Genomic DNA, 21,280 nt, shown 5'->3' on the forward strand with positions numbered 1-21,280 from the left:
CCCTGGAAGCGTGGCTCGTTCCAACGACGAGGTCGCCGCGCTGTTCTCCGAGTACGCGGACCTGATCTCGATCACCGGAGGGGACGCGTTCAAGGCACGCGCCTACGAGAAGGCCGCCCGCGCGATCGGCGGCCACCACGCCGATGTGTCCGGCCTCGACGTGAAGGGGCTCCAGGAGATCCCCGGGGTCGGCCGGTCGGTCGCCGAGAAGGTGGTCGAGTACCTCCGCACCGGCGCCGTCCCCGCCGTCGAGGAGCTGCGGGCGAAGATCCCCGCCGGTGTCCGCCGCCTCACGGCCATCCCCACCCTCGGCCCGAAGAAGGCCCATCTTCTCTACGAGGAGCTGGGCATCGCCTCCGTCGACGAACTCGTCGACGCCATCCACGCCGAACGCCTGCGCGACCTGAAGGGCTTCGGACCCCGGACCGAGGAGAACATCCTCCACGGCATCGGCCTCCTCCAGTCCGCGGGCGGCCGCGTCCTCATCGACATCGCCATGGACGCCGCCGAGACGATCGTCGGCGAACTCTCCGGCGCCACCGGCTGCCGCCGCTGCGCCTACGCCGGCTCCCTGCGCCGGGTACGCGAGACCATCCGGGACATCGACGTGCTGGTCGCGGCCGAGGACTCGGCACCGGTGACCCGGACGTTCACCGAACTGCCGTACGTCACCGAGGTCATCGCCCAGGGCCGTACCAAGACCTCCGTGCGCACCGCGAAGGGGCTCGCCGTCGACCTGCGGGTGGTCCCGCCGGACTCCTGGGGAGCGGCCCTGCAGTACTTCACCGGCTCCAAGGCGCACAACATCCGCACCCGCGAGCTGGCCGTGCGCCAGGGCCTGAAACTCTCCGAATACGGGCTGTACGACGCCGAGAGCGGCGAGAAGATCGTCTCGGAGACGGAGGAGGACGTGTACGACCGGCTCGGCCTGCCGTGGATCCCGCCGACCCTGCGCGAGGACCGCGGCGAGATCGAGGCCGGCCTGAACGGTGAACTCCCCGAGCTGGTGACCGAGCGGGACGTCCGGGGCGACCTGCACACCCACACCGACCTCACCGACGGCCTCGCCCCGCTGGAGGAGATGGTCGCCGCGGCGGCCGCGCGCGGCTACGCCTACTACGCCGTCACCGACCACGGCCCCGACATGGCCATGCAGCGCATGACCGACGAGCGGATGCTCGCCCAGCGTGAGCGGGTGCGCCAACTGGACGGCACTTACGGCCGGCACGGCCGACGCGAGGCCACCGGCGAGCAGGGCGGGATGCGGCTGCTGCACGGTGCCGAGCTGAACATCGGACCCGACGGCGAGGTCGACTGGCCCGCCGGGTTTTTGGCCGGGTTCGACCTGTGCGTGGCCTCCGTGCACTCCCACTTCAACCAGGACCGCGAGGCGCTGACCCGCCGCGTCGTACGCGCCTGCGAGAACCCGTACGTCAACGTCATCGGCCACCCCACCACCCGGATCATCGGCAAGCGGCCCGGCATCGACGCCGACCTCGACGCCGTCTTCGCCGCCTGCGCCCGGACCGGCACCGCCCTCGAGATCAACGCCCACCCCGACCGGCTCGACCTGCGCGACGAGGACATCCTGCGGGCCCGGCGGCACGGGGCGAAGTTCGCCGTCGACAGCGACGCCCACGCCGTGCCCCACCTGGACAACCTGCGCTACGGCGTGGGCACCGCCCAGCGCGGCTGGCTCACCAAGGACGACGTGATCAACACCTGGCCGCTCACCCGGCTGCGCCGCTTCCTCCGCAAGGGGCGGTGACCCGGCGCGCCCGCGGCACCCCTAACCGCGAGGAACCAGCCATGGAACTCGTCGAGGAAACCCCCCACCGCTTCCGCCTCGACCCGCACGGCGCCATGCGGGTGCCCGGCGTGGTCTTCGCCTCCCGCGACCTGCTCGCCGACGCCCAGCAGTCCCTGGCGCAGGTCGCCAACGTGGCCACCCTGCCCGGCATCGTCAGCGCCTCCTACGCCATGCCCGACATCCACTGGGGCTACGGCTTCCCCATCGGCGGCGTCGCCGCGACCGCCGTCGAGGAGGGCGGAGTGATCTCCCCGGGCGGCGTCGGCTTCGACATCTCCTGCGGGGTGCGGCTGCTGGCCGCCGACCGCGACCGCGCCGAACTCACCCCGGTGCTCGGCGCGATCATGGACGGCCTGGACCGGGCGATCCCGCGCGGCGCCGGACCCGGCGGGGTGTGGCGGCCCGGCCCCGGCGAACTCGACCGCATCCTCGAAGGCGGCGCCCGCTACGCCGTCGGCCACGGGTACGGCGAGGAACGCGACCTGCTCCGCTGCGAGGACGGCGGGGCGGTCGACGACGCCGAGGTGCGCGAGGTCGGCGAGCGGGCCCGCGAACGCGGCCTGGGCCAGGTCGGCAGCCTCGGCTCCGCCAACCACTTCCTGGAGGTGCAGGAGGTCTCCGAGGTCTACGACGAGACGGTCGCCGCGGCCTTCGGGATCGCCGCCGGACAGGTGTGCGTGATGATCCACTGCGGATCGCGCGGCCTCGGCCACCAGATCTGCACCGACCACGTCCGGGCGATGGACCGCGCCATGGCCCGCTACCGCATCACCGTCCCCGACCGGCAACTCGCCTGCACTCCGGTGGACTCCCCGGAGGGCCGCGCCTACCTCGGCGCGATGGCCGCCGCCGCCAACTACGGCCGTGCCAACCGCCAGTTGCTCTCGTACGCGGCCCGCAAGGTCTTCCGCCGCGTCTCGGGAGCACACCTCTCCCTGGTGTACGACGTCTCCCACAACCTGGCCAAACTGGAGACCCACCACGTCGACGGGCGGCCCCGCCCGCTGTGCGTGCACCGCAAGGGCGCCACCCGCGCCTTCCCGCCCGGCCACCCCGAGCTGCCCGCCGATCTGCGTGAGTCGGGCCAGCCGGTGCTGATCCCCGGCACCATGGGCACCGCCTCCTACGTCCTCGCCGGGGTCACCGGCGGTGACGCCTTCGCCTCCACCTGCCATGGCGCCGGGCGTCGAATGAGCCGCCACGAGGCCGCCCGCACGGTCACCGGCAGAGAGCTGCGGGCCCGCCTGGAACGCGCGGGCATCGCGGTCCGCCCCCGCTCGTGGCGGGGCCTGTCCGAGGAGACCCCGGAGGCCTACAAGGACGTCGGCGCGGTGGTCGCCGCCAGCGAGGGCGCGGGACTGTGCCGGACTGTGGCGCGGCTCGTGCCGTTGGGGGTGGTGAAGGGCTGAAGAGCCTTGCGCTGCTCCGGCGGACCCGCTGCTCACACGTCGGTCGTTCACACGTCGATCGTCACCGCGCACGACCAGCCGTACGCGTCGGGCCGGATGCGCAGCTCGTGCCAGGCGACGGCCTTCGGCACGGCCCCGGTGATCTCCACGCTCTTCAGCTCCGCCATGGCGAACCGCACGTCCAGCGCCCCGTCGGCGGGGGCGGCGGCCACGTCCACCGGGATCTCGCCGCGCACCTCCAGCCGGTAGACCACTTCGTCCAGCAGGGCCGCCAGCAGTTCCTCGTCGCCCTCGTCGGGCAGCCGTACCCGTACCACGGAGGTGGTGTGCGCACCGGTCACGTCCACGAAGCACTCGACCATGCCCCGTACGGCCTCCAGCAGGCAGCTCTCCCGATCGGCGCCCCATGCCTCGATCCGTACGTCGGCCGTGTGCCCGGACGCCCGGTGACCGCTCGTACCTCGCCGTCGCACGGCGATGTCGTCGTCCGTGTCCCCGACCATGCCACGCCGAGTTCCCCTCCCGGCCCCGCCGCACACGCCGCGCCCCCGGGCCTGAGATCCGCACGTCGCGGGGCGGATCCGGCCGCCCTGCCCGGCGCGGCGGCCTCGAGATCGGCGACGCTGCCCGACATGATCGCCCGCACGTGCTCGGTGATGTGCTCCGCCGGCCGGTCCCACCAGGCCACCGCCAGCAGCCGGGCGACGTCCTCGGCGCTGTAGCGGGTGCGGATGAGGCGGGCCGGGTTGCCGCCGACGATGCCGTAGTCGGGTACGTCGCCGGTCACCACGGCACCGGAGGCGATGATCCCGCCGTGTCCGATCCGGACGCCGGGCATCACCGTGGTGCCGTGGCCGAACCATACGTCGTCGCCGACGACGGTGTCCCCCCCGGTTGGGCAGGCCGGTGAGCAGGTCGAAGTGCTCGGCCCACGAGCCGCCCATGGTGGGGAAGGGGAAGGCCGAGGGGCCGTCCATCCGGTGGTTGGCGCCGTTCATGGTGAACCGCACGCCCGACGGTTCTCCGTCCGATGCCCGACCAGCCGCGCGTCGTGCTGCTCAAGCCGCTGGTGAAGTCCCCGCTGATCGAGGTCGGGGAGTACTCCTGCTACGACGACCCGGACGACCCGACCGCGTGCGAGACGCGCAACGTGCTCCACCACTACGGGCCGCAGAAGCAGATCATCGGCAAGTTCTGCGCTCCGGGCACTCATGATCCTGCTGCTCGACGAGAGTGCGCTCACGACGACCCCGCCGCTCAGCCCGCGTGGCCGGTCACCGGGTAGTGGTCCGACAGGTTGGTGTACGTGTACGAGGTGCCCCAACTGGACACCGTCCAGGGCGCCGACGTCTCCTTCACCACGTCGTTCTTCCACACCGCCGGACGGGCGTGGCCCGCACGGTGGAGGACGTGATCGAGGTCCTCGCGGGGGTCGTCGGGGTAGCGGTCGCGGGCGATTGAGTTGTCCTCGGTGTCGAAGGAGTACGGGTGCCCGGTGCGGGCCTCGGCGCCGACCAGGCCGCCGTCGGCGAGCATCGAGGCGTACTCGGCGCTGTGCGAGTCCACGTTCAGGTCACCGGCGACCAGCACCTGCTCGCCGGCCGGGATGTTCTTCGCGTCGAGGAACGCGTCGATCGCCTTGAACTGCCGGCTGCGCGTCGCGGCCGCCTCGCCGGCGTCGCAGCCCGGGTCGGTCGACTGGGCGTGGGTGCCCACGACGTGCACCTTGGACCCGTTCACGTTCAGCACCACGTACGCGAAGCCCTTGTTGGACCACCAGTCCGCCCCGCACGCGTCCTTGAAGACGTACTGCTCCTTGCGCAGGACCGGCCACTTGCTGAGCACGGTGACCCCGCCGTCCTCCGGCGTCGTCGCCGAGTAGGCGCCGCCCGTCGCGTCCCAGCCGTCCTTGGAGCGGCCCACCACCGGCGTCTGGTACGGGTAGGCGCCCGCGGCGGCCCGCTTCAGCGCGTCCGAGGAGGAGTTGTCGAACGCCTCCTGGAGCACCACCACGTCGTTGCCGTGGAAGAACGGCGCCTTCGCGATCTCGGCGGCGCGGTGGTCCTGACCCCAGTTCGGGTACAGGGACTTGCTGAAGAGGAACACGTTGTACGACAGGACCCGCACCGGCGGCGCCTGCTCGGCGGCCGTCGCGGTGGGTGCCGTGCCCGCGAGCCCGGCGGTGGCGAGGGCGAGGGCGAGCACGGCTGCGGCCGGGGTGCGGCGCGCGGTGGGGAACGGCACTGGATCTCCCTGTGGGTGAGGGGGCTGAGTGGCGCCGCACATCAAACCACTGGGAATTACTCTCAGGTAACCACCGTGCGGGAAGAGAATGTCGGGCGGAGGTACGCCGGGTGGCAAACCTTGTCGCCGTCAACACCTGCGCGATGCCGGGCCGTTCACCCGCGCGTGCCGTCAGACCGCCCACGCCCCGTCCCGCATCACATACCGCCCCGCCATCTCGTGCTGCCCGCGCAGGGCCTGCACATCCCGCGGGCGGACGCGGAAGCACGCGTAGGACGGCGCGTCCCGGCCGGGATCCCACCCGTACTTGTCGACGTAGGCCCGCACGGTCGCAGCCGGCATCTCGTCCCGCGTGAACGTCTCCACGTCCCCGTCGATCAGCACCACGTCCTGCGTGTCCCCGAACGCGAGCCGGGCCCGGCGGCCGTCGCGCAGGTTGCGGCCCGTCGGATTGGTCGTCCGGGTGGCCAGCCACACCGCCTCCCCGTCCCACAGGAACCAGAGCGCGACCAGCCACGGCGTGCCGTCACCGCTCGCCGACGCCACCCACACGTCCTCCTCCCGCTCCAGCCGGTCCAGGACGTCCTGCTTGCGCCGCGCGGGGGTGCGCGGGGCCTTGGTGATCTTCATGCGGCGACGGTAGCGGCAGCGCGCGGGCGCCACGTCGGACCGGGGGCGGAGTGCCGTACGGGGCTTTCGGCCTAGGACGGGACCTGCCTCGGCACGCTGCCGCGCCCCCGGGGCATCGGGTGGCGGCTGTCCGAGCGGCATCCGGGACTGGCATCCGCGAAGTTTTACGTATAACCTCTCCGGTCAATCGCACCTCCCGAAAGGCTTCGATGAGACGCATCGCCCTGGTCACCCTCGTCGTCGACGACTACGACGAGGCGATCCGCTTCTACACCGAGGCACTGGGATTCCGGCTCGCCGAGGACGCCCCGCGTCCGGACGGCTCCCGCTGGGTCGTCGTCGAGCCCGCGGCCGAAGGTGCCGGTGCCGCCCTGCTGCTGGCCCGCGCCAAGGGCGAGGCCCAGCGCGGCCGGATCGGCGACCAGACCGGCGGGCGGGTCGGCTTCTTCCTGCACACCGACGACTTCGCCCGCGACCGCGCCCGGATGCGCGCCGCGGGCGTGACCTTCCTGGAGGAACCGCGGCGCGAGCCGTACGGCACGGTCGCCGTCTTCCAGGACCTGTACGGCAACCGCTGGGATCTGCTCCAGCCCGCCGCCTCCTGACTCACCCCCGAACTCCGCTCACCGACCTGCCGAGGAACCACCACACATGTCATCTACGCGCATAGACACCGACGTCCTCCGCCGCCTCCCCAAGGCCGTCCTGCACGACCACCTCGACGGCGGCCTGCGCCCCGCGACCGTCGTGGAGCTGGCCCGCGAGGCCGGCCACGCCCTGCCCACGACCGACCCCGACGAGCTGGCCGCCTGGTACTTCGAGGCCGCGAACTCCGGTGACCTGGTCCGCTACATCGCCACCTTCGAGCACACCCTCGCCGTGATGCAGACCCGCGAGGGCCTGCTGCGCACCGCCGAGGAGTACGTCCTCGACCTGGCCGAGGACGGCGTCGTCTACGGCGAGGTCCGCTACGCCCCCGAGCTGATGCTCAAGGGCGGTCTGACGCTCGCCGAGGTCGTCGAGACGGTTCAGGAGGGCCTCGCGGCGGGCATGGCGAAGGCCGCGGCCGCCGGCACCCCGGTCCGCGTCGGCACCCTGCTGTGCGGCATGCGGATGTTCGACCGCACCAAGGAGACCGCCGACCTGGCCGTCGCCTACCGCGACGCGGGCGTCGTCGGCTTCGACATCGCCGGCGCCGAGGACGGCTTCCCGCCCGCCGACCACCTCGCCGCCTTCGACCACCTGCGCCACGAGAGCGTGCCGTTCACCATCCACGCCGGCGAGGCCCACGGCCTGCCCAGCATCCACCAGGCCCTCCAGGTGTGCGGCGCCCAGCGCATCGGCCACGGCGTGCGCATCACCGAGGACATCGTCGACGGCAAGCTCGGCCGGCTGGCCGGCTGGGTCCGCGACCGCCGGATCGCCCTGGAGATGTGCCCCACCTCCAACCTGCAGACCGGCGCCGCCACCTCGATCGCCGAGCACCCGATCACCGCGCTCAAGGACCTCGGCTTCCGGGTCACCCTCAACACCGACAACCGTCTGGTGTCGGGGACGACCATGACCCGCGAGATGTCGCTGCTGGTCGAGCAGGCGGGCTGGACCGTCGAGGACCTGCGCACGGTGACGGTGAACGCCGTCAAGAGCGCGTTCATCCCGTTCGACGAGCGCAAGGCCCTCATCGACGACGTCGTGCTGCCGGGCTACGCCGCCGCGCTCTGAACCAGCCCGCGCGCATAGGCGGCCTGTCCGACGTGCTGAAGGTCGTCGGACAGGACGCTCACCAGCCGTACGCCGAGGCTGACCGGCGGATCCCAGCGCTCGTCCACGATGCGTTCGAGGTCCTTGGCGGTCAGCCCGCGCACGAAGGACAGCGTCTGCTCGTGCACGGCGTCGTAGTACCCGGTCAGCAGGCCGGGGGAGTCCACCCGGACCTTGGCGACCTTCGCGGAACTGTGCCCGTAGCCGGTGTCCCGGCGCGGCAGCCCGAGGCCGAAGCGCTTCTCCCAGTCCTGCGTCAGCCACACCTGCTCCAGCTCGGCGGCGTCCGCGATGTGATCGTCCTGGACCCGGGTGAGATGCCAGACCAGCCAGGTGACGGAGTTGGCGTCGGGGCCGGGCCGGGCGTTCAGCTCGTCGGCCGACAGGCCCTCGACGGCGGCATGGACTTCTTCCTGGATGCGGCCGTAGCCGTCGATGAGGATGTCCTTCGCGTGCATACGTCCACCATCGCGCGGACGCCGCTCACGCGCCCCTCGTCTCCAGCAGCGCCATCAGTGCCCGGGCGGCCGGACTGGTCGCCTCCGGCGGCGGCAGCAGGGCCACCGTCTCGTACGCGGCCTCGCCGGTGCCCTTCAGCGGCAGCGCGGTGAGCGACGGGCGCTTGTGCCGGAAGTGGTGCGGGACGACCGCGATGCCCAGGTCCTCGTCCAGCAGGTCGAGCAGGCTGTGCACGTCGTTCACCTCCAGCGCCACGGTCCGCCGTACGCCCGCGGCGGCGAACACGGCGTCGGTGGTGCGGCGCGGCCCCCAGTCCGGGTGGAAGTCCACGAACACCTCCCCGCCGACGTCCTGCGGCGTGACGGCCGCCCCGGTCGCCGCCAGCGGATGGCTCGGATGGCACAGCACGGTCATCGGCTCGCCGGTCAGCCGCACGGACCGCAACTGCTCGGTGTCCGCGGGCGTCCCCACCGCGAACGCCAGGTCCAGCCGCCCCGCGGCCACCTCCTCGGTCAGCGCCGCCGAGCCCGCCTGCCGCAGCCGGACCTCCACGTCCGGATGGCGCCGCCGGAACGCGGCGAGCAGCCCCGCCACCGGCACCCCGGCGATGCACTGCTCGGTGCCCAGCGCCAGCGTGCCGCGCAGGACGCCCTGCACCGCGGCCACCGCCTCGTGCGCCGCCCGCACCTGCGCGAGGACGCGTTCCGCCTCGACGCGCAGCGCCCGGCCCGCCTCGGTGAGCGTCACCCGGCGGGTGGTCCGGACGAACAGCGGGGTCTGCAGCTCCCGCTCCAGCGCCCGGATGGAGGCCGACAGGCCCGACTGGGACACCATGAGCCGTTCGGCCGCGCGGGTGAAGTGCTGGTCCTCGGCGACCGCGAGGAAGTGCCTGAGCTGGCGCAGTTCCATGACCGAGAAGCGTAGTCGCTGAATTCCATCGGATTCTTCTGTTGGACCACTGGCCGCAGGTCACGACAGAGTTGGGGGGAGGTTCCGGTCCCGGAGCCGCCATCCGTGTGCCAACCCCTCTGGAGTCGCGTTGTACACCGCACACCCCGACCGCTACGCCGACATGCCCTACCGGCGCACCGGCCGCAGCGGCCTGAAGCTCCCCGCGCTGTCGCTCGGCCTGTGGCACAATTTCGGCCCCGACCGGCCGGTCGAGACCCAGCGCGCCATCCTGCGCCGCGCCTTCGACCTCGGTGTCACCCACTTCGACCTGGCCAACAACTACGGCCCGCCGCCCGGCGCCGCCGAGTCCGCGCTGGGTGAGGCGCTGAAGGCGGACTTCGCGCCGTACCGCGACGAGCTGGTGATCTCCACCAAGGCCGGCTACCTGATGTGGCCCGGCCCGTACGGCGAGTGGGGCTCCCGGAAGTACCTGATGTCGTCGCTGGACCAGAGCCTGAAGCGGATGGGCCTGGACTACGTCGACATCTTCTATTCGCACCGGCCGGACCCGGAGACTCCGCTGGAGGAGACGATGGGTGCCCTGCACTCCGCCGTGCAGCAGGGCAAGGCGCTGTACGTCGGCGTCTCCAACTACTCCCCGGAGCAGACCCGGGAGGCGGCCCGGATCCTCGGCGAGCTGGGCACCCCGCTGCTGATCCACCAGCCGCGCTACTCGATGCTCGACCGCCGCCCCGAGGACGGCCTGCTGGACGCGCTGGACGAGCTGGCGGTGGGTTCCATCGCCTACTCCCCGCTGGAGCAGGGCGTGCTCACCGCCCGCTACCTCGACGGCATCCCGGAGGACTCGCGGGCCGCGAGCGACAGCCCGTTCCTGAACTCGGACGCGCTGACCGAGGAGCTGGTCGGCAAGCTGCGGGCGCTGGACGAGATCGCCAAGTCCCGTGGCCAGTCCCTCGCCCAGATGGCCCTCGCCTGGGTGCTGCGCGGCGGCCGGGTCACCTCCGCGCTGGTCGGCGCGAGCAGCCCGCAGCAGCTGGAGGACAGCGTCGCCGCGATCCGCAATCTCGACTTCGACGCGGAGGAGCTGGCCCGCATCGACGCGGTCGTCACGGCGTGAAGGATCTTTTCGGATGCCCGGGGACGGCCGCCGTCTCCGGGCATCCGGCTTTTTGATCAATGCGTGGGTGCGGAAATTAGCGGCCCTTTTCCGGCCAGGCCCCGACCGCACCCGAGAGGCCCGGCTGCCTGGTCCGGGCCTGTGTCCAGGCCCGCGGGCAATTCCACGTTCAGCTTTTCCGCCGTGAAACTCGGCGGGCCGTCGTATTCCGGCCAATCGGCGCGGCGGAATATGCCAGGAGACTGGCCGGAAAGCCATGGTGACAGTGGTTCAAGAGTGAAGATACTCGACGCCAGGGCCAGTTCACCGCGCGGGGGAGGAGAGCGTGCACGACGAATTCCTGTGCCATGTCACCGCCTACGGCGCCTGCGACGGGCAGCGTATCGGAGTGCCGTTGGGCACCTACCGAGCGCCCACCCTGGCCCTCGCGCTGTGGTGGCTGAGGGACCGCGCCACCTGGATCGCCGAACGGCTCGACCCCCGGCCCGGCGGTGCGCTCTACCCGCCGAACGCGCTGATACCGGTCGGTGAGAGCGTGACCGACGTGCCCGCCGTGCTGCGCTCCTGGTGTGCCGACGTGGACCGGCAGGAGCTGATGGCCGACGAGTTGGCGGCCGGGCGGCTGGTGCGGATCGCCGTCCAGGACGACACCACCGAGTACGAGCTGCTGGCGGAGTCCGTCGACGCCCTGCGGATGCAGCGGACCATCCCGGCGCTGGTGGTGCCGGTGGCCTGACCATAGCCAGGCAAAGCGGACGATAAGCACACGAGTGGGCTAATCGGTAGAATCGCTGGCATGGCGGAGCGGCAGGCCGACTCCACGGCACCCGAACTCGTCCTGGAGACCGAGACGGGCGTCACGGTGATGACCCCGGCTCGGGACTACCACGTAGGCCGTGACCCCCTCAGCGACATCGTCCTCGACGACGACCGGGTCTCCTGGCACCACGCGGTGCTCCACGCCGACGCCGACCACTGGACGCTGCACGACGAACACAGCACCAACGGCACCTACGCCGACGGGCGCCGCGTGCACGACCGGAACGTCGGACCCGGCACCGTCATCCACTTCGGCAACCCCGAGGACGGGCCCCGCGCCATCCTCACCGGACTCACCGTCGCCGAGCCCGAACGCCCCTCGGGGGTCTCCCGGCCCGCCCTCACCGGCACCTTCCGGCACCCCACCTCCGTACGGCCGCTGCCCACCCGCACCTTCCGCATCGGCCGTGCCGCCGACAACGACCTGGTCGTCGACGATCTGATCGTCTCCCGGCACCACGCCGAGCTGCGCATCCACGCCGACGGCACGTACGAGATCGCCGACCTCGAGAGCCACAACGGCACCTACCTCAACGGCGTGCTGGTCGACCGGACGGCCGACATCGGCCCCGGCGACATCGTGGGCATCGGCCACTCCGACTTCTGTCTCGTCGGCGACGAACTCCAGCAGTACGTCGACACCGGCGAGATCTCCCTCGACGTCCAGGAACTCACCGTCGCCGTCGACCGGGGCCGCAAGCGCCTCCTGGAGCACGTGTCCTTCCCGGTGGGCGAGAAGTGCCTGCTCGCCGTCGTCGGCCCGAGCGGCGCCGGCAAGTCCACCCTGATGAACGCGCTCACCGGCCAGCGGCCCGCCGACCACGGCACCGTCCTGTACGACGGTCGCGACCTGTACCACGACTACGCCGAGCTGCGTCAGCGCATCGGCCTCGTCCCGCAGGACGACATCCTGCACACCCAGCTGACCGTCCGCGCCGCGCTGTCCTACGCCGCCGAACTGCGCTTCCCGCAGGACACCGCCAAGGCCGAACGCCGGGCCCGGGTCGAGGAGGTGATCCGCGAACTCGGCCTCCAGGAGCGGGCCGGGCAGCCCGTGCACAGCCTGTCCGGCGGGCAGCGCAAACGGGTCAGCGTGGCGCTGGAGCTGCTCACCAGGCCCTCGCTGCTCTTCCTCGACGAGCCGACCTCCGGCCTCGACCCCGGCATGGACCGCTCGGTGATGCACATGCTGCGCGGCCTCGCCGACGACGGCCGGACCGTCATCGTCGTCACCCACAGCGTGCTCAGCCTGGACGTCTGCGACCGCCTCCTCGTCCTCGCCCCCGGCGGCAGGGTCGCCTACTACGGCCCGCCCGGCGACGCGCTCGCCTTCTTCGGCTTCGAGCAGTGGCCGGAGGCCTTCGAGGCGTTCGAACAGGACCGCGACCGGGACTGGGCGGGGGAGTACCGCGACTCGCCCTTCCACCGGCGGTACGTCACCGAAGCCGGCACCCAGCCCCAGCTGCCCCGCCAGAGCCCCGTCATCATGGGCCCGCCGCCCAGGCCCCGCGGCTGGGCGGCCCAGCTCGGCACCCTCATCCGCCGCTACACCGCCGCGCTCGCCGCCGACCGCACCTTCCTCGCCATCATGATCGCGCTGCCGTTCGTGATGGGCGCGATGGCGCGGGCCCTCGCGGGCGGCGAGCTGACCCGTAAGTCCGCCATGAACACCCTGCTCATCCTGTGCGTCGGCGCGGTCCTCACGGGCGCCGCGAACGCGGTGCGCGAACTCGTCAAGGAGCGGGTGATCTACCAGCGGGAGCGCGCAGTGGGCCTGTCCAGATCGGCGTACCTGATGTCCAAGGTGGTCGTGCTCGGCACGGTCACCGTGCTCCAGGCGGTGGTGCTGACGCTGGTCGCGCTGGTCGGCGTGGACCTCAACGTGCCCGGCGGCGACGGCGTGCTCATGCCACCCCTGATCGAGATCACCATCGCCGTCGCGCTGCTCGCCTTCAGCGCGATGATGCTCGGCCTGCTGGTCTCCGCGCTCGTCCGCAAGGAGGAGGTGACCATGCCGCTGCTGGTGCTGCTCGCCATCGTCCAGGTCGTCTTCTGCGGCGCCATGCTCCACGTCGACGGCGTGCCCGTCCTGGAGCAGCTGGCCTGGCTGGTGCCGTCCCGCTGGGGATTCGCCGCGATGGCCGGCACCCTCGACCTCGGGCGGCTCTCGCCCGGCGATCTGAGCAGCGACCCGCTCTTCGCCCACACGGCGGACGTGTGGCTGCGCAACATGGGCATGCTGCTCGCCCTGTCGCTCATCTTCGGCTGGGTGGTGTCCCGTCTGCTGCGGCGCCGCGAACCCGCCGTGATGCGGAAGTAGGCGCCGACGATGACCGCCCCCGGCTTCCGGCCCACACACGTGGTCCCCGGGCACGGCATGGCCGCCTGGGAGAGCCCCGACTTCGACCGGCCCACCGTGCCCCTCGACCCGCTGCTGCCGGTCCAGCTCACCGAGCGGCGCGGCGACTGGGGCCGGATCCGGTGCGCCAACGGCTGGTCCGCCTGGGTCGACGGCCGCCGGCTGGTCGCCGTACCGCAGGACCCGCCCACCGAGCAGCGCCGGCTCAGCCCCGGCGCCGATCCCCGCCCGCTGCTGGCCCGCGCCGAACAGGCCGTCGCCCGCTACCGGGCCGCCGTCGACGAACTGACGGCCGGCGACCTGGACGCCGAGTCGTTCCGGGACCGCACCCGCGGCCTGCGGATCGGCGTGGTCGTCGACGGGGAGTCGATGTGGCTGTACGACGGCGAGCGGGAGCGCTGGGCGTACTGCGACGGCACCCACCTGGACACCTACGCGGTGGACGAGGGCCCGCAGGCCCGGCAGTCCCCGCAGTCCTCGGAGGACGACCCGGGGTACGTCCGCACCCGCCTGGTCACCCGCGACGGTGAACGGTGATGGCGCGCGACACCACCGCGTTCTCCGGACGCCCCGCCGAGCTGATCGGCCGGCAGGTCGCGGGATACCGCATCGAGCGCGAGATCGGCCGCGGCGGCATGGCCGTCGTCTACCGGGCGCGGGACCTGCGGCTGGACCGCACCGTGGCGCTGAAGCTGCTCGCCCCCGAACTCGCCCGCAACGACACCTTCCGCAAACGCTTCACCCACGAGTCCCGGGTGGCCGCCGCGATCGACCACCCGCACATCGTGCCGATCTTCGAGGCGGGCGAGACGGACGGCGTGCTGTACATCGCCATGCGCTACGTCGAGGGCAGCGATCTGCGGCACCTGCTCGACCGGGAGGGCCCGCTGCCGTCGCCGACCGCCGCCCGCATCGCCGTCCAGGTGGCCTCCGCGCTGGACGCCGCCCACGAGCACGGGCTGGTCCACCGGGACGTCAAACCCGGCAACATCCTGATCGCCCGCGGCACGGACAGCGAGCACCCGGAGCACGCCTACCTCACCGACTTCGGCCTCACCAAGAAGTCGCTGTCGCTGACCGGCTTCACCACGGTCGGCCAGTTCGTCGGCACCCTCGACTACGTCGCCCCCGAGCAGATCTCCGGACGCCCCGTCGACGGCCGCTGCGACGTCTACGGCTTCGCCTGCGTCGCCTACGAGACCCTGGCGGGCCGCCCGCCGTTCCTGCGCGACGACGACATGGCCCTGCTCTGGGCCCACCAGCACGACGAACCGCCCCCGCTCACCGAGTCCCGCCCCGACCTCCCGTCCCGCGTCGACACCGTGTTCGCCCGCGCCCTCGCCAAGAGCCCCGACGACCGGTACGACTCCTGCCTCTCCTTCGTCGCCGCCCTGCGCGGCGCGCTCAGCGGCCGCCCCGAGGCCCGGCGCCCGGCCACCGCCGTGGAAGCACGGCCCGCACCGGACTCCGCACCCGAAACCCCCCAACCGGGCCGCAGGCCAAAGCTGCCGCCCGCCTGGGCCGACCCGGTGTTCGGACACCGCGACCGGACGCCGGGCTAGACGTCGTCCGGGACCTCGCCGTGCCGGTGCACCCGGCGGGCGAGGAGCGCGCCGAGGAAACCGGTGACCAGCCCCCACAGCAGGGCGAGTCCCAGCGCGCCCCAGAGGCGCGGATGCAGGAACAGCTCACCGGAGAGCTCGCCGCCCAGGTCGCCGATGCCCAGCACCGACAGGCCGAAGGCGGCGTCGATGCGGCAGACCAGGCAGATCATGAGAACGGTGAGGGCGAGCGCGATCGCCATGTGAAGCGCGTGCTGCCAGGCGCGCACCCGCGCCGGGGAGCGGGCCGCCATCACGAACGCGGCCGCGATCAGCAGCACCGCGTCCACCACCACCAGCCACCACACCCGGCCGTCGTGTTCGGACAGCGTGCCCAGGTTGACGGTGCTGACGTCCGCGGAGCGCATCACCCGGTCCAGCACGTTCGGCATCGGCAGCCCGAACGGCCCCTCCACATGGCCGTCCCAGGTGGCGCCCAGTCCGATGGTGAGCGCCAGCCACGTCAGGTTCGGCACCCCCAGCAGGATCACCGCCAGCGTCTCCGCCGCGTGCCCCCGCGTCACCGCGACGACCAGGCCGATCACGATGCCCAGCACCACGTACGCCAGCAGCAGCACGACCATCGCGTACGCCGCCGGACGCACCGACTGCTGGAACCGCAGCAGCCGCCCCGGCAGCGGCGCCCCGCGCGACACCAGCAGCGCCAGCACCAGCACCCCGGCCAGCCACAGCAACCCGAACACCAGGGTCACCGGCACATCGGTGGTGAAGCCCACCTTCGGTTCGATGCCGAACAGCTCGCCGATGTCGCTGATCGCGCTCTCGCCGAGCGAGATGGTGAAGGTGTGCCGGGCCGCGAGGGCCAGCCCGATCAGGGCCAGCAGCCACAGCAAGGCGATCCGCGCCGCCCAGCCCAGCAGTTCCCCGGTCCCGGCGACGGCCCGGTGCCGCAGCGGCCACAGGAAGCCGGCGGCGAACACCAGCGCGCCGACGAGCGTCACGGACAGCGGAATCACCGTCAGGCCGCCCTCGACGCCCGCCAGTTCACCGGCGCTCCCGGACAACTCGACACTGCCGCCGACGGCGGTCACCACCGTCGCCGCTACCACCTTGGGGTAGGCGCCGTCGGGCACGTCGGTGGCCCCGGCCGCCCACAGGCCCAGCGCTGCGACGACGGCCATGGCGAGCGCCCCGGCGAGGGTCACGGCCAGTGCCCGAACCCACCCGCGGAGGGCGACGGCCTGGCCGACGGAGATACGCAGGCTCACATGGCCACGCTAATCAGCGCACGGCGCCCTCGCCCGCCGGGAGAGCCGTCCGCGTCGGCTTGCGGGCCGTGGCGGACCGGAGCACACAATGGTCACAAGGGGCACGAAAAAGCGGCCGAACGCAAGACTCCGGGCCGCCGGCACTCCACGACGGGAGCACAGCTCGTGAGCGTCGAACCGCCGAACTCCGGTCGCCCCACCGGGCCGCCGTCCGGCCCACTGTCCGGCCGCGCACAGCCGCCCTCCGGTCCGCCGCCCCCGCCGCCGCCCCCGGGCCGGGGCCCGGCGCCGGACGACGAACCCCGCGAACCCGGCCGGCCCTGGTGGAAGTCCGTGCCGCGGGTCGCGACGATCGCCGTGGTCGTGGCCGCGCTCGCCACCGTCGGCGTCCTGCTCACCCGCGGCGACAGCGGCACCGGCGGCAGCCGTGAGGTCTTCCTCCAGGCCGCGAACAGCCGGGGCCCCGACCCCTTCACCGACTCGACGGCACAGGGCACCACCACCGCGCCGGCCACCCCGACGACGCCGCCGACCACCGCGCTCACCCCGTCGGAGACCGTCACCGCCGGTGAGAACAGGGTGCGGGGCTACAACGGCGGCACGCCCGGCGTCTACGGCGGCACCCTCGACGTGGCAGCCTGCGACGTCGAGCTGCAGATCACCTACCTGCGGGAGAACCCGGACCGGAACCGGGCGTTCGCCGCCGCGCTGAAGCTGGACCCGGGCGACGTCCCCGCCTATCTCCGCGGCCTCACACCGGTCCTGCTGCGCATGGACACCCGCGTCACCAACCACGGCTACCGCGACGGCAAGGCCGACCCGTACCAGGCGATCCTCCAGTCCGGAACGGCCGTCCTCGTCAACGACCGCGGGCTGCCGCGCGTGCGCTGCGCCTGCGGCAACCCGCTGACCAACCCGCTCCAGCAGCACACCGGCTACGAGCGGATCGGCGACTCCTGGCCGTCGTTCGACCCCGCGAAGGTCATCGTGATCCTGCCCGCCGCCGAGCCCGTGAAGACCTTCGTGCTCCGCGACATCGAGAACGGCGGCTGGGTCGCCCGCGCCCGCGGCGACGACGGCGACCGGGACGTACCGACCGAGCCGCCGAAGATCTCGCCCACGCCCACGGACATCTCCCCGCGGCCGCCGTCGCCGGACACCGGCTCGCCCACGGGGGAGAAGCCGTCGTCCGAGAGCTCGCCGCGTCCGGACTCGTCGCCGACCCCGCCACCGCCCAGCCCGCCCGCGTCCCCCGACACCTCCACGCCCGAGCCGCCGCAGTCCCCTCCGGCCTCCACCTCCGTGCCGGACGTCCCGGACTCGATCACCCAGTCGACGCCCCCGACGAGCCTGCCGGTACCGGGCACCTCCGTCCCCTCGGTGTGACGCCCACTGCACCGGGGACTGTGCGGCCCGGCTCGGGGTACGAGGACTGGTGCAGCAGTATCCGGCCAGGCCGGCGTGGGAGAGAGACAGCATGATCGAGCACCGGGACGGCACGGTGGTACCAACGAGTATCGACGTGCCCGTGGAACCGCTTCGGCGGACGGCGCACTACACCGGTGAACCCGGATGCATCGCGGAGGCGCGGGAGTTCGCCGCGCAGTTCGTGAACCAGCTCAGGACCGAGTGGTGCGCGCGGATCGGCGCGCGCGCCGAGGAGGCACTGCTGCTGGTGGTCAGCGAACTGGTCACCAACGCGGACCGGCACAGCGAGGGTCCCTACATCCTCGACCTGTCGGGCACCGACGGGTCCGTGACGGTCTCCGTCTACGACAGCAGCGACGCCCTGCCCCGGCGCTTCCCCCGGGACCCGGAACGCATCGGCAGACACGGCCTGGAGATCGTCCACGCGCTGGCCGACCGCGTCGCCGTCGAGCGGGTGCCGGTCGGCAAGCGGGTGTGGGCGGTCGTCGCGCTGGCGGAGGGGTGAATCGCGCTACGTCTACGGGTAAGCCGGCCCCGCGAGCGGGGCCGGGTCCCGGCGTCAGGCTTTCACACGCGGTCCAGTTCGCCGAGCATGCCTTCCCGCAGCCGTACGATGATCCGCTTCAGCAGCCGCGACACATGCATCTGCGAGCAGCCGAGCTGTTCACCGATCTCGGCCTGGGTGGCCTCCTCCACGAACCGCATGTGCAGGATCCGCCGGTCGCGCTCGTCCAGCTCGGCCATGAGCGGCGCCAGCGACTGGAAGTCCTCGACGAGCCGCAGCCCGTGCTCCTCGACGCCGATGAAGTCGGCCAGCACCGCCTCGCCGTCCTCGGGGCCGTCACCGGTGAGGGCGGCGTCCAGCGACGCGGAGTTGTAGCCGTTGGCGGCGATCTGGCCCTCGATGACCTGGTCCTCGGAGATGTTCATCAGCGTGGCCAGCTCCGCCACCGTCGGCTCGCGGTCCAGCCGGCTGGCCAGTTCCTCGCGGGCCTTGGCCAGCTCCACCCGCAGTTCCTGGAGACGGCGCGGGACGTGCACCGCCCAGGTGGTGTCCCGGAAGAACCGCTTGATCTCACCCACGATGTACGGCAGCGCGAACGAGGTGAACTCGACCTCGCGGGACAGGTCGAACCGGTCGATCGCCTTGATCAGGCCGATCATCCCGGTCTGGACGATGTCCTCCATGTCGTCCCCGCGGCCCCGGAACCGCCCGGCCGCGAAGCGCACCAGCGAGATGTTCATCTCGATGAGCGTGTTGCGCGCGTACTGGTACTCGTGCGTGCCCTCCTCCAGCTCCGCCAGCCGGCGGAAGAACTGGCGGGACAACTCGCGGGCGTCCCGAGGAGCCACGGACCGCGGGTCCACCACCGCCGGCTCCGGCTCGGACTTCGTCCCGGCGCGCGCGCTCTCCTCGACGAGCGGTGCGTCAGACCCGGTCACGGCGGTGGCGGTGTCCATTGCCTCTCCCACGGAAGTCATGGTGCGACGAATGCCTCTTTCGGGTGTCGTGCTGGCGTTGAGTTGTCCTGGCGTCACGGAGACGCATCGGTGCGGGTACCCGGCAAGTGGCGGACCATGCACTCCATGTGCCGAGGCGGCGAGAATCGTTCGGTACGGGCGTCCTCCCGGAGGCACCTTCCCATGGCGCCGCGTCCGCCGCACGCGGACGGCGCGCCGCGGTTCCCGGGCGTTTCGTCCGATTCCACCGAGGGCGGAACGCCGGACCCTTCCCGTCCCGGCGCCCGCTCCTAGGCTGAGGAGGTGACCAACCAAGCGCCGAACGAAGCCCGTGTCATCCCCCTCCGCCCCCGCACCGCCCGCTCCGCGCTGCCGGCAGCCGGCACCGCGTCACCCGCGCCCGCCCGGCCCGCGCCGCCGCGGGAGCCGGCCGCCAAGGAGCCGCTGTGGCGGGACCTCGTCGGTGACGTCCTGCGGCGGGAACGCCTCGCGCAGGAGCGGACGCTGAAGGACGTCGCCGACGCGGCCCGGATCTCCATGCCGTATCTCTCGGAGGTGGAGCGGGGCCGCAAGGAGGCCTCCTCGGAGGTCCTGGCGGCCGCCGCCCACGCCCTGGGACTCGGCCTCGGCGACCTGCTGACGCTGGCCCAGCGGGAGCTGGTCCGGGTCACGTCCCGGCACTCCACGACCGGGCGCCGGCCCGCGGGCTCGTCGTACGACGGGCTCTGCCTGGCCGCCTGAGCCCGGTGCACGGCCGGCGTCTCAGACCGTCACGAGGCGCCGGCTCAGCACCTCGTCGGCCAGCCCGTACGCCACCGCCTCCCGCGCGGTGAACACCTTGTCCCGGTCCATGTCCGCGCGCAGTGTGGCGATGTCGTGGCCGGTGTGGCGGGCCAGCACCTCCTCCACCTGTGACCGGATCCGGACCATCTCCTTGGCCTGGAGGGCGAGGTCGGACACCGTGCCCTGCCGCCCGCCGCTGGCCGGCTGCCCGAGCAGCACCCGCGCGTGGTCCAGCACGAACCGCCGCCCGGCGTCCCCGCCGGCCAGCAGCACGGCCGCCGTGGACGCCGCCTGGCCGACGCAGAACGTGGAGATCGGCGCCCGTACGAAGGTCATGGTGTCGTAGATCGCCATCAGCGAGGTGTACGAGCCACCGGGCGAGTTGATGTACACCGAGATCTCGTTCTCCGGTGCCGCCGACTCCAGATGGAGGAGCTGCGCGATGACGACGTTGGCGACGCCGTCGTCGATCTCGGTGCCGAGAAAGATGATCCGCTCCGACAGCAGCCGGCTGAACACGTCGTACGACCGCTCGCCCTGCGGGGTCCGTTCGACCACGTGCGGAATCGTGTAACTCCCCATGACTACAGCCCCGTCCGTCGCCGTGTGGCCGCCGGGAGGACGTCCGTGAAGGACTCCACGACCCGGTCGACCATGCCGTACTCCCGGGCCTCCTCGGCCGTGAACCAGCGGTCGCGGTCGCCGTCCCGGGAGATGGTCTCCGGGCTCTGCCCGGTGTGCTCGGCGGTGATCCGCTCGATGGTCCGCTTGGTGAACTCCAGGTTGTCCGCCTGGATCTCGATGTCCGCGGTGGTGCCGCCGATGCCCGCGGACGGCTGGTGCATCATGATCCGCGCGTTCGGCAGCGCGTACCGCTTGCCGGGCGCGCCGACGCTCAGCAGGAACTGCCCCATGCTGGCCGCGAATCCCATCGCGAGCGTGGACACGTCGTTGGGGATGAGCCGCATCGTGTCGTAGATGGCGAGGCCCGCGTGCACCGAGCCGCCGGGGCTGTTGACGAACAGGCTGATGTCGGTCCGCGGGTCCTCCGCGGACAGGATCAGCAGCTGGCTGCACACCCGGTTCGCGGACACCTCGTCGACCTGGGTGCCCAGCAGCACGATCCGCTGCCCGAGCAGCTGTGCGGCGAGGTGGTCGTCGAACCGCGTCCGAGGGGTGTCGCCCTCCTCGGCCCGCGGGGTGAGCACGGTGAGTGGAGTCATCGGTTCTCCTTGTCGTCGTACGGAACGCCGTCGAC

22 protein-coding genes and 1 pseudogene are annotated in these 21,280 nt (G+C 72.3%); 13 read left to right on the forward strand and 10 right to left on the reverse strand.

Going from position 1 to position 21,280, the window contains the following annotated elements; genetic code table 11:
• Positions 1 to 10 precede the first annotated feature (10 nt).
• Together polX and ACSU6L_RS35825 are read left to right on the forward strand one after the other, a co-directional pair.
• Entirely contained in the window at positions 11 to 1,768 is a 1,758-nt protein-coding gene (gene polX, locus ACSU6L_RS35820) for a DNA polymerase/3'-5' exonuclease PolX (protein ID WP_437063743.1), read from the forward strand.
• 41 nt (positions 1,769 to 1,809) lie between these two features.
• Positions 1,810 to 3,219: an RtcB family protein gene (locus ACSU6L_RS35825; protein WP_437063745.1), complete on the forward strand. Its 1,410-nt coding sequence runs from the start codon at positions 1,810 to 1,812 to the stop codon at positions 3,217 to 3,219.
• 47 nt (positions 3,220 to 3,266) lie between these two features.
• Here ACSU6L_RS35825 and ACSU6L_RS35830 read toward each other — a convergent pair whose 3' ends face one another.
• Both ACSU6L_RS35830 and ACSU6L_RS35835 read right to left on the reverse strand, forming a co-directional pair.
• Positions 3,267 to 3,722, reverse strand: a complete 456-nt coding sequence (locus ACSU6L_RS35830) for an archease (RefSeq protein ID WP_437063747.1) — start codon at positions 3,720 to 3,722, stop codon at positions 3,267 to 3,269.
• Between the two features lie 89 nt (positions 3,723 to 3,811).
• Positions 3,812 to 4,235 (reverse strand): annotated as a pseudogene (locus ACSU6L_RS35835) (CatB-related O-acetyltransferase); the annotation flags it as partial.
• A gap of 14 nt (positions 4,236 to 4,249) precedes the next feature.
• Between ACSU6L_RS35835 and ACSU6L_RS35840 the strand changes: the two are divergent.
• On the forward strand, positions 4,250 to 4,504 hold the full coding sequence (locus ACSU6L_RS35840) for a hypothetical protein (RefSeq protein ID WP_437063749.1): 255 nt from the start codon (positions 4,250 to 4,252) through the stop codon (positions 4,502 to 4,504).
• Here ACSU6L_RS35840 and sph read toward each other — a convergent pair.
• Positions 4,477 to 5,463, reverse strand: a complete 987-nt coding sequence (gene sph / locus ACSU6L_RS35845) for a sphingomyelin phosphodiesterase (protein WP_437063751.1) — start codon at positions 5,461 to 5,463, stop codon at positions 4,477 to 4,479. The two genes, ACSU6L_RS35840 and sph, sit on opposite strands and share 28 nt — an antisense overlap.
• A gap of 171 nt (positions 5,464 to 5,634) precedes the next feature.
• The gene (locus ACSU6L_RS35850) at positions 5,635 to 6,093 is read right to left on the reverse strand and encodes a pyridoxamine 5'-phosphate oxidase family protein (protein WP_437063753.1); all 459 of its coding nucleotides are present in this window, start codon (positions 6,091 to 6,093) and stop codon (positions 5,635 to 5,637) included.
• Positions 6,094 to 6,302: 209 nt separating this feature from the next.
• On the opposite strand from ACSU6L_RS35850, the gene ACSU6L_RS35855 reads away from it, so the two are divergent.
• Together ACSU6L_RS35855 and ACSU6L_RS35860 are read left to right on the forward strand one after the other, a co-directional pair.
• A complete protein-coding gene (locus ACSU6L_RS35855) occupies positions 6,303 to 6,698 on the forward strand; it encodes a VOC family protein (RefSeq protein WP_437063755.1) in 396 nt (131 codons plus the stop codon).
• A 46-nt stretch (positions 6,699 to 6,744) separates the two neighbouring features.
• On the forward strand, positions 6,745 to 7,815 hold the full coding sequence (locus ACSU6L_RS35860; RefSeq protein ID WP_437063757.1) for an adenosine deaminase: 1,071 nt from the start codon (positions 6,745 to 6,747) through the stop codon (positions 7,813 to 7,815).
• On the opposite strand, the gene ACSU6L_RS35865 is transcribed toward ACSU6L_RS35860, so the two are convergent.
• Both ACSU6L_RS35865 and ACSU6L_RS35870 read right to left on the reverse strand, forming a co-directional pair.
• The gene (locus tag ACSU6L_RS35865; RefSeq protein WP_437063759.1) at positions 7,797 to 8,312 is read right to left on the reverse strand and encodes a mycothiol transferase; all 516 of its coding nucleotides are present in this window, start codon (positions 8,310 to 8,312) and stop codon (positions 7,797 to 7,799) included. The genes ACSU6L_RS35860 and ACSU6L_RS35865 overlap by 19 nt on opposite strands.
• 25 nt (positions 8,313 to 8,337) lie before the next feature.
• Entirely contained in the window at positions 8,338 to 9,222 is an 885-nt protein-coding gene (locus tag ACSU6L_RS35870; RefSeq protein WP_437063761.1) for a LysR family transcriptional regulator, read from the reverse strand.
• Between the two features lie 130 nt (positions 9,223 to 9,352).
• On the opposite strand from ACSU6L_RS35870, the gene mgrA reads away from it, so the two are divergent.
• The 5 genes from mgrA to ACSU6L_RS35895 all read left to right on the forward strand — a co-directional run bounded on the left by mgrA (position 9,353) and on the right by ACSU6L_RS35895 (position 15,082).
• Positions 9,353 to 10,342 (forward strand): L-glyceraldehyde 3-phosphate reductase, encoded by a 990-nt coding sequence (gene mgrA, locus ACSU6L_RS35875; protein ID WP_437063763.1) that lies wholly within the window; start codon positions 9,353 to 9,355, stop codon positions 10,340 to 10,342.
• Between the two features lie 325 nt (positions 10,343 to 10,667).
• Positions 10,668 to 11,078 (forward strand): hypothetical protein, encoded by a 411-nt coding sequence (locus ACSU6L_RS35880; protein ID WP_437063765.1) that lies wholly within the window; start codon positions 10,668 to 10,670, stop codon positions 11,076 to 11,078.
• A gap of 60 nt (positions 11,079 to 11,138) precedes the next feature.
• Positions 11,139 to 13,481: an FHA domain-containing protein gene (locus tag ACSU6L_RS35885; protein WP_437063767.1), complete on the forward strand. Its 2,343-nt coding sequence runs from the start codon at positions 11,139 to 11,141 to the stop codon at positions 13,479 to 13,481.
• Positions 13,482 to 13,490: 9 nt separating this feature from the next.
• Complete coding sequence (locus tag ACSU6L_RS35890; RefSeq protein ID WP_437063769.1) at positions 13,491 to 14,057, forward strand: hypothetical protein; 567 nt, start codon at positions 13,491 to 13,493, stop codon at positions 14,055 to 14,057.
• Positions 14,057 to 15,082: a serine/threonine-protein kinase gene (locus ACSU6L_RS35895; protein ID WP_437063771.1), complete on the forward strand. Its 1,026-nt coding sequence runs from the start codon at positions 14,057 to 14,059 to the stop codon at positions 15,080 to 15,082. The genes ACSU6L_RS35890 and ACSU6L_RS35895 overlap by 1 nt, the downstream gene beginning before the upstream one ends.
• Here ACSU6L_RS35895 and ACSU6L_RS35900 read toward each other — a convergent pair.
• Positions 15,079 to 16,350, reverse strand: coding sequence for a streptophobe family protein (locus tag ACSU6L_RS35900; protein ID WP_437063773.1), 1,272 nt, complete (start codon positions 16,348 to 16,350; stop codon positions 15,079 to 15,081). The two genes, ACSU6L_RS35895 and ACSU6L_RS35900, sit on opposite strands and share 4 nt — an antisense overlap.
• Positions 16,351 to 16,515: 165 nt before the next feature.
• On the opposite strand from ACSU6L_RS35900, the gene ACSU6L_RS35905 reads away from it, so the two are divergent.
• Complete coding sequence (locus ACSU6L_RS35905; protein WP_437063775.1) at positions 16,516 to 17,736, forward strand: DUF6777 domain-containing protein; 1,221 nt, start codon at positions 16,516 to 16,518, stop codon at positions 17,734 to 17,736.
• A 91-nt stretch (positions 17,737 to 17,827) separates the two neighbouring features.
• Complete coding sequence (locus ACSU6L_RS35910; RefSeq protein ID WP_437063777.1) at positions 17,828 to 18,283, forward strand: ATP-binding protein; 456 nt, start codon at positions 17,828 to 17,830, stop codon at positions 18,281 to 18,283.
• Positions 18,284 to 18,345: 62 nt separating this feature from the next.
• On the opposite strand, the gene ACSU6L_RS35915 is transcribed toward ACSU6L_RS35910, so the two are convergent.
• Complete coding sequence (locus tag ACSU6L_RS35915) at positions 18,346 to 19,239, reverse strand: RNA polymerase sigma factor SigF (RefSeq protein WP_437065161.1); 894 nt, start codon at positions 19,237 to 19,239, stop codon at positions 18,346 to 18,348.
• A gap of 303 nt (positions 19,240 to 19,542) precedes the next feature.
• Here ACSU6L_RS35915 and ACSU6L_RS35920 point away from each other — a divergent pair, with 303 nt between their 5' ends.
• On the forward strand, positions 19,543 to 19,980 hold the full coding sequence (locus ACSU6L_RS35920) for a helix-turn-helix domain-containing protein (RefSeq protein WP_437063779.1): 438 nt from the start codon (positions 19,543 to 19,545) through the stop codon (positions 19,978 to 19,980).
• A gap of 21 nt (positions 19,981 to 20,001) precedes the next feature.
• Here the strand turns inward: ACSU6L_RS35920 and ACSU6L_RS35925 are convergent, their stop codons facing one another.
• Positions 20,002 to 20,604 carry a ClpP family protease gene (locus ACSU6L_RS35925; protein ID WP_073943757.1) on the reverse strand — a complete coding sequence of 201 codons (603 nt, stop codon included), beginning with the start codon at positions 20,602 to 20,604 and terminating at the stop codon, positions 20,002 to 20,004.
• Between the two features lie 2 nt (positions 20,605 to 20,606).
• Entirely contained in the window at positions 20,607 to 21,245 is a 639-nt protein-coding gene (locus ACSU6L_RS35930) for an ATP-dependent Clp protease proteolytic subunit (RefSeq protein ID WP_437063781.1), read from the reverse strand.
• Positions 21,246 to 21,280: the final 35 nt, after the last annotated feature.

Origin of the sequence: Streptomyces sp. enrichment culture (genome assembly GCF_964272855.1) — a bacterium.
Taxonomy (GTDB): domain Bacteria; phylum Actinomycetota; class Actinomycetes; order Streptomycetales; family Streptomycetaceae; genus Streptomyces.

What these genes read in the sequence shown, in the direction of transcription:
- ACSU6L_RS35825 (WP_437063745.1), top strand. Translation starts at nt 1,810, where the DNA reads ATGGAACTCGTCGAGGAAACCCCCCACCGCTTCCGCCTCGACCCGCAC.
- ACSU6L_RS35830 (WP_437063747.1), bottom strand. Translation starts at nt 3,722, where the DNA reads ATGGTCGGGGACACGGACGACGACATCGCCGTGCGACGGCGAGGTACG.
- ACSU6L_RS35840 (WP_437063749.1), top strand. Translation starts at nt 4,250, where the DNA reads ATGCCCGACCAGCCGCGCGTCGTGCTGCTCAAGCCGCTGGTGAAGTCC.
- ACSU6L_RS35850 (WP_437063753.1), bottom strand. Translation starts at nt 6,093, where the DNA reads ATGAAGATCACCAAGGCCCCGCGCACCCCCGCGCGGCGCAAGCAGGAC.
- ACSU6L_RS35855 (WP_437063755.1), top strand. Translation starts at nt 6,303, where the DNA reads ATGAGACGCATCGCCCTGGTCACCCTCGTCGTCGACGACTACGACGAG.
- ACSU6L_RS35860 (WP_437063757.1), top strand. Translation starts at nt 6,745, where the DNA reads ATGTCATCTACGCGCATAGACACCGACGTCCTCCGCCGCCTCCCCAAG.
- ACSU6L_RS35865 (WP_437063759.1), bottom strand. Translation starts at nt 8,312, where the DNA reads ATGCACGCGAAGGACATCCTCATCGACGGCTACGGCCGCATCCAGGAA.
- ACSU6L_RS35870 (WP_437063761.1), bottom strand. Translation starts at nt 9,222, where the DNA reads ATGGAACTGCGCCAGCTCAGGCACTTCCTCGCGGTCGCCGAGGACCAG.
- ACSU6L_RS35885 (WP_437063767.1), top strand. Translation starts at nt 11,139, where the DNA reads ATGGCGGAGCGGCAGGCCGACTCCACGGCACCCGAACTCGTCCTGGAG.
- ACSU6L_RS35890 (WP_437063769.1), top strand. Translation starts at nt 13,491, where the DNA reads ATGACCGCCCCCGGCTTCCGGCCCACACACGTGGTCCCCGGGCACGGC.
- ACSU6L_RS35895 (WP_437063771.1), top strand. Translation starts at nt 14,057, where the DNA reads ATGGCGCGCGACACCACCGCGTTCTCCGGACGCCCCGCCGAGCTGATC.
- ACSU6L_RS35910 (WP_437063777.1), top strand. Translation starts at nt 17,828, where the DNA reads ATGATCGAGCACCGGGACGGCACGGTGGTACCAACGAGTATCGACGTG.
- ACSU6L_RS35915 (WP_437065161.1), bottom strand. Translation starts at nt 19,239, where the DNA reads ATGGACACCGCCACCGCCGTGACCGGGTCTGACGCACCGCTCGTCGAG.
- ACSU6L_RS35925 (WP_073943757.1), bottom strand. Translation starts at nt 20,604, where the DNA reads ATGGGGAGTTACACGATTCCGCACGTGGTCGAACGGACCCCGCAGGGC.
- ACSU6L_RS35930 (WP_437063781.1), bottom strand. Translation starts at nt 21,245, where the DNA reads ATGACTCCACTCACCGTGCTCACCCCGCGGGCCGAGGAGGGCGACACC.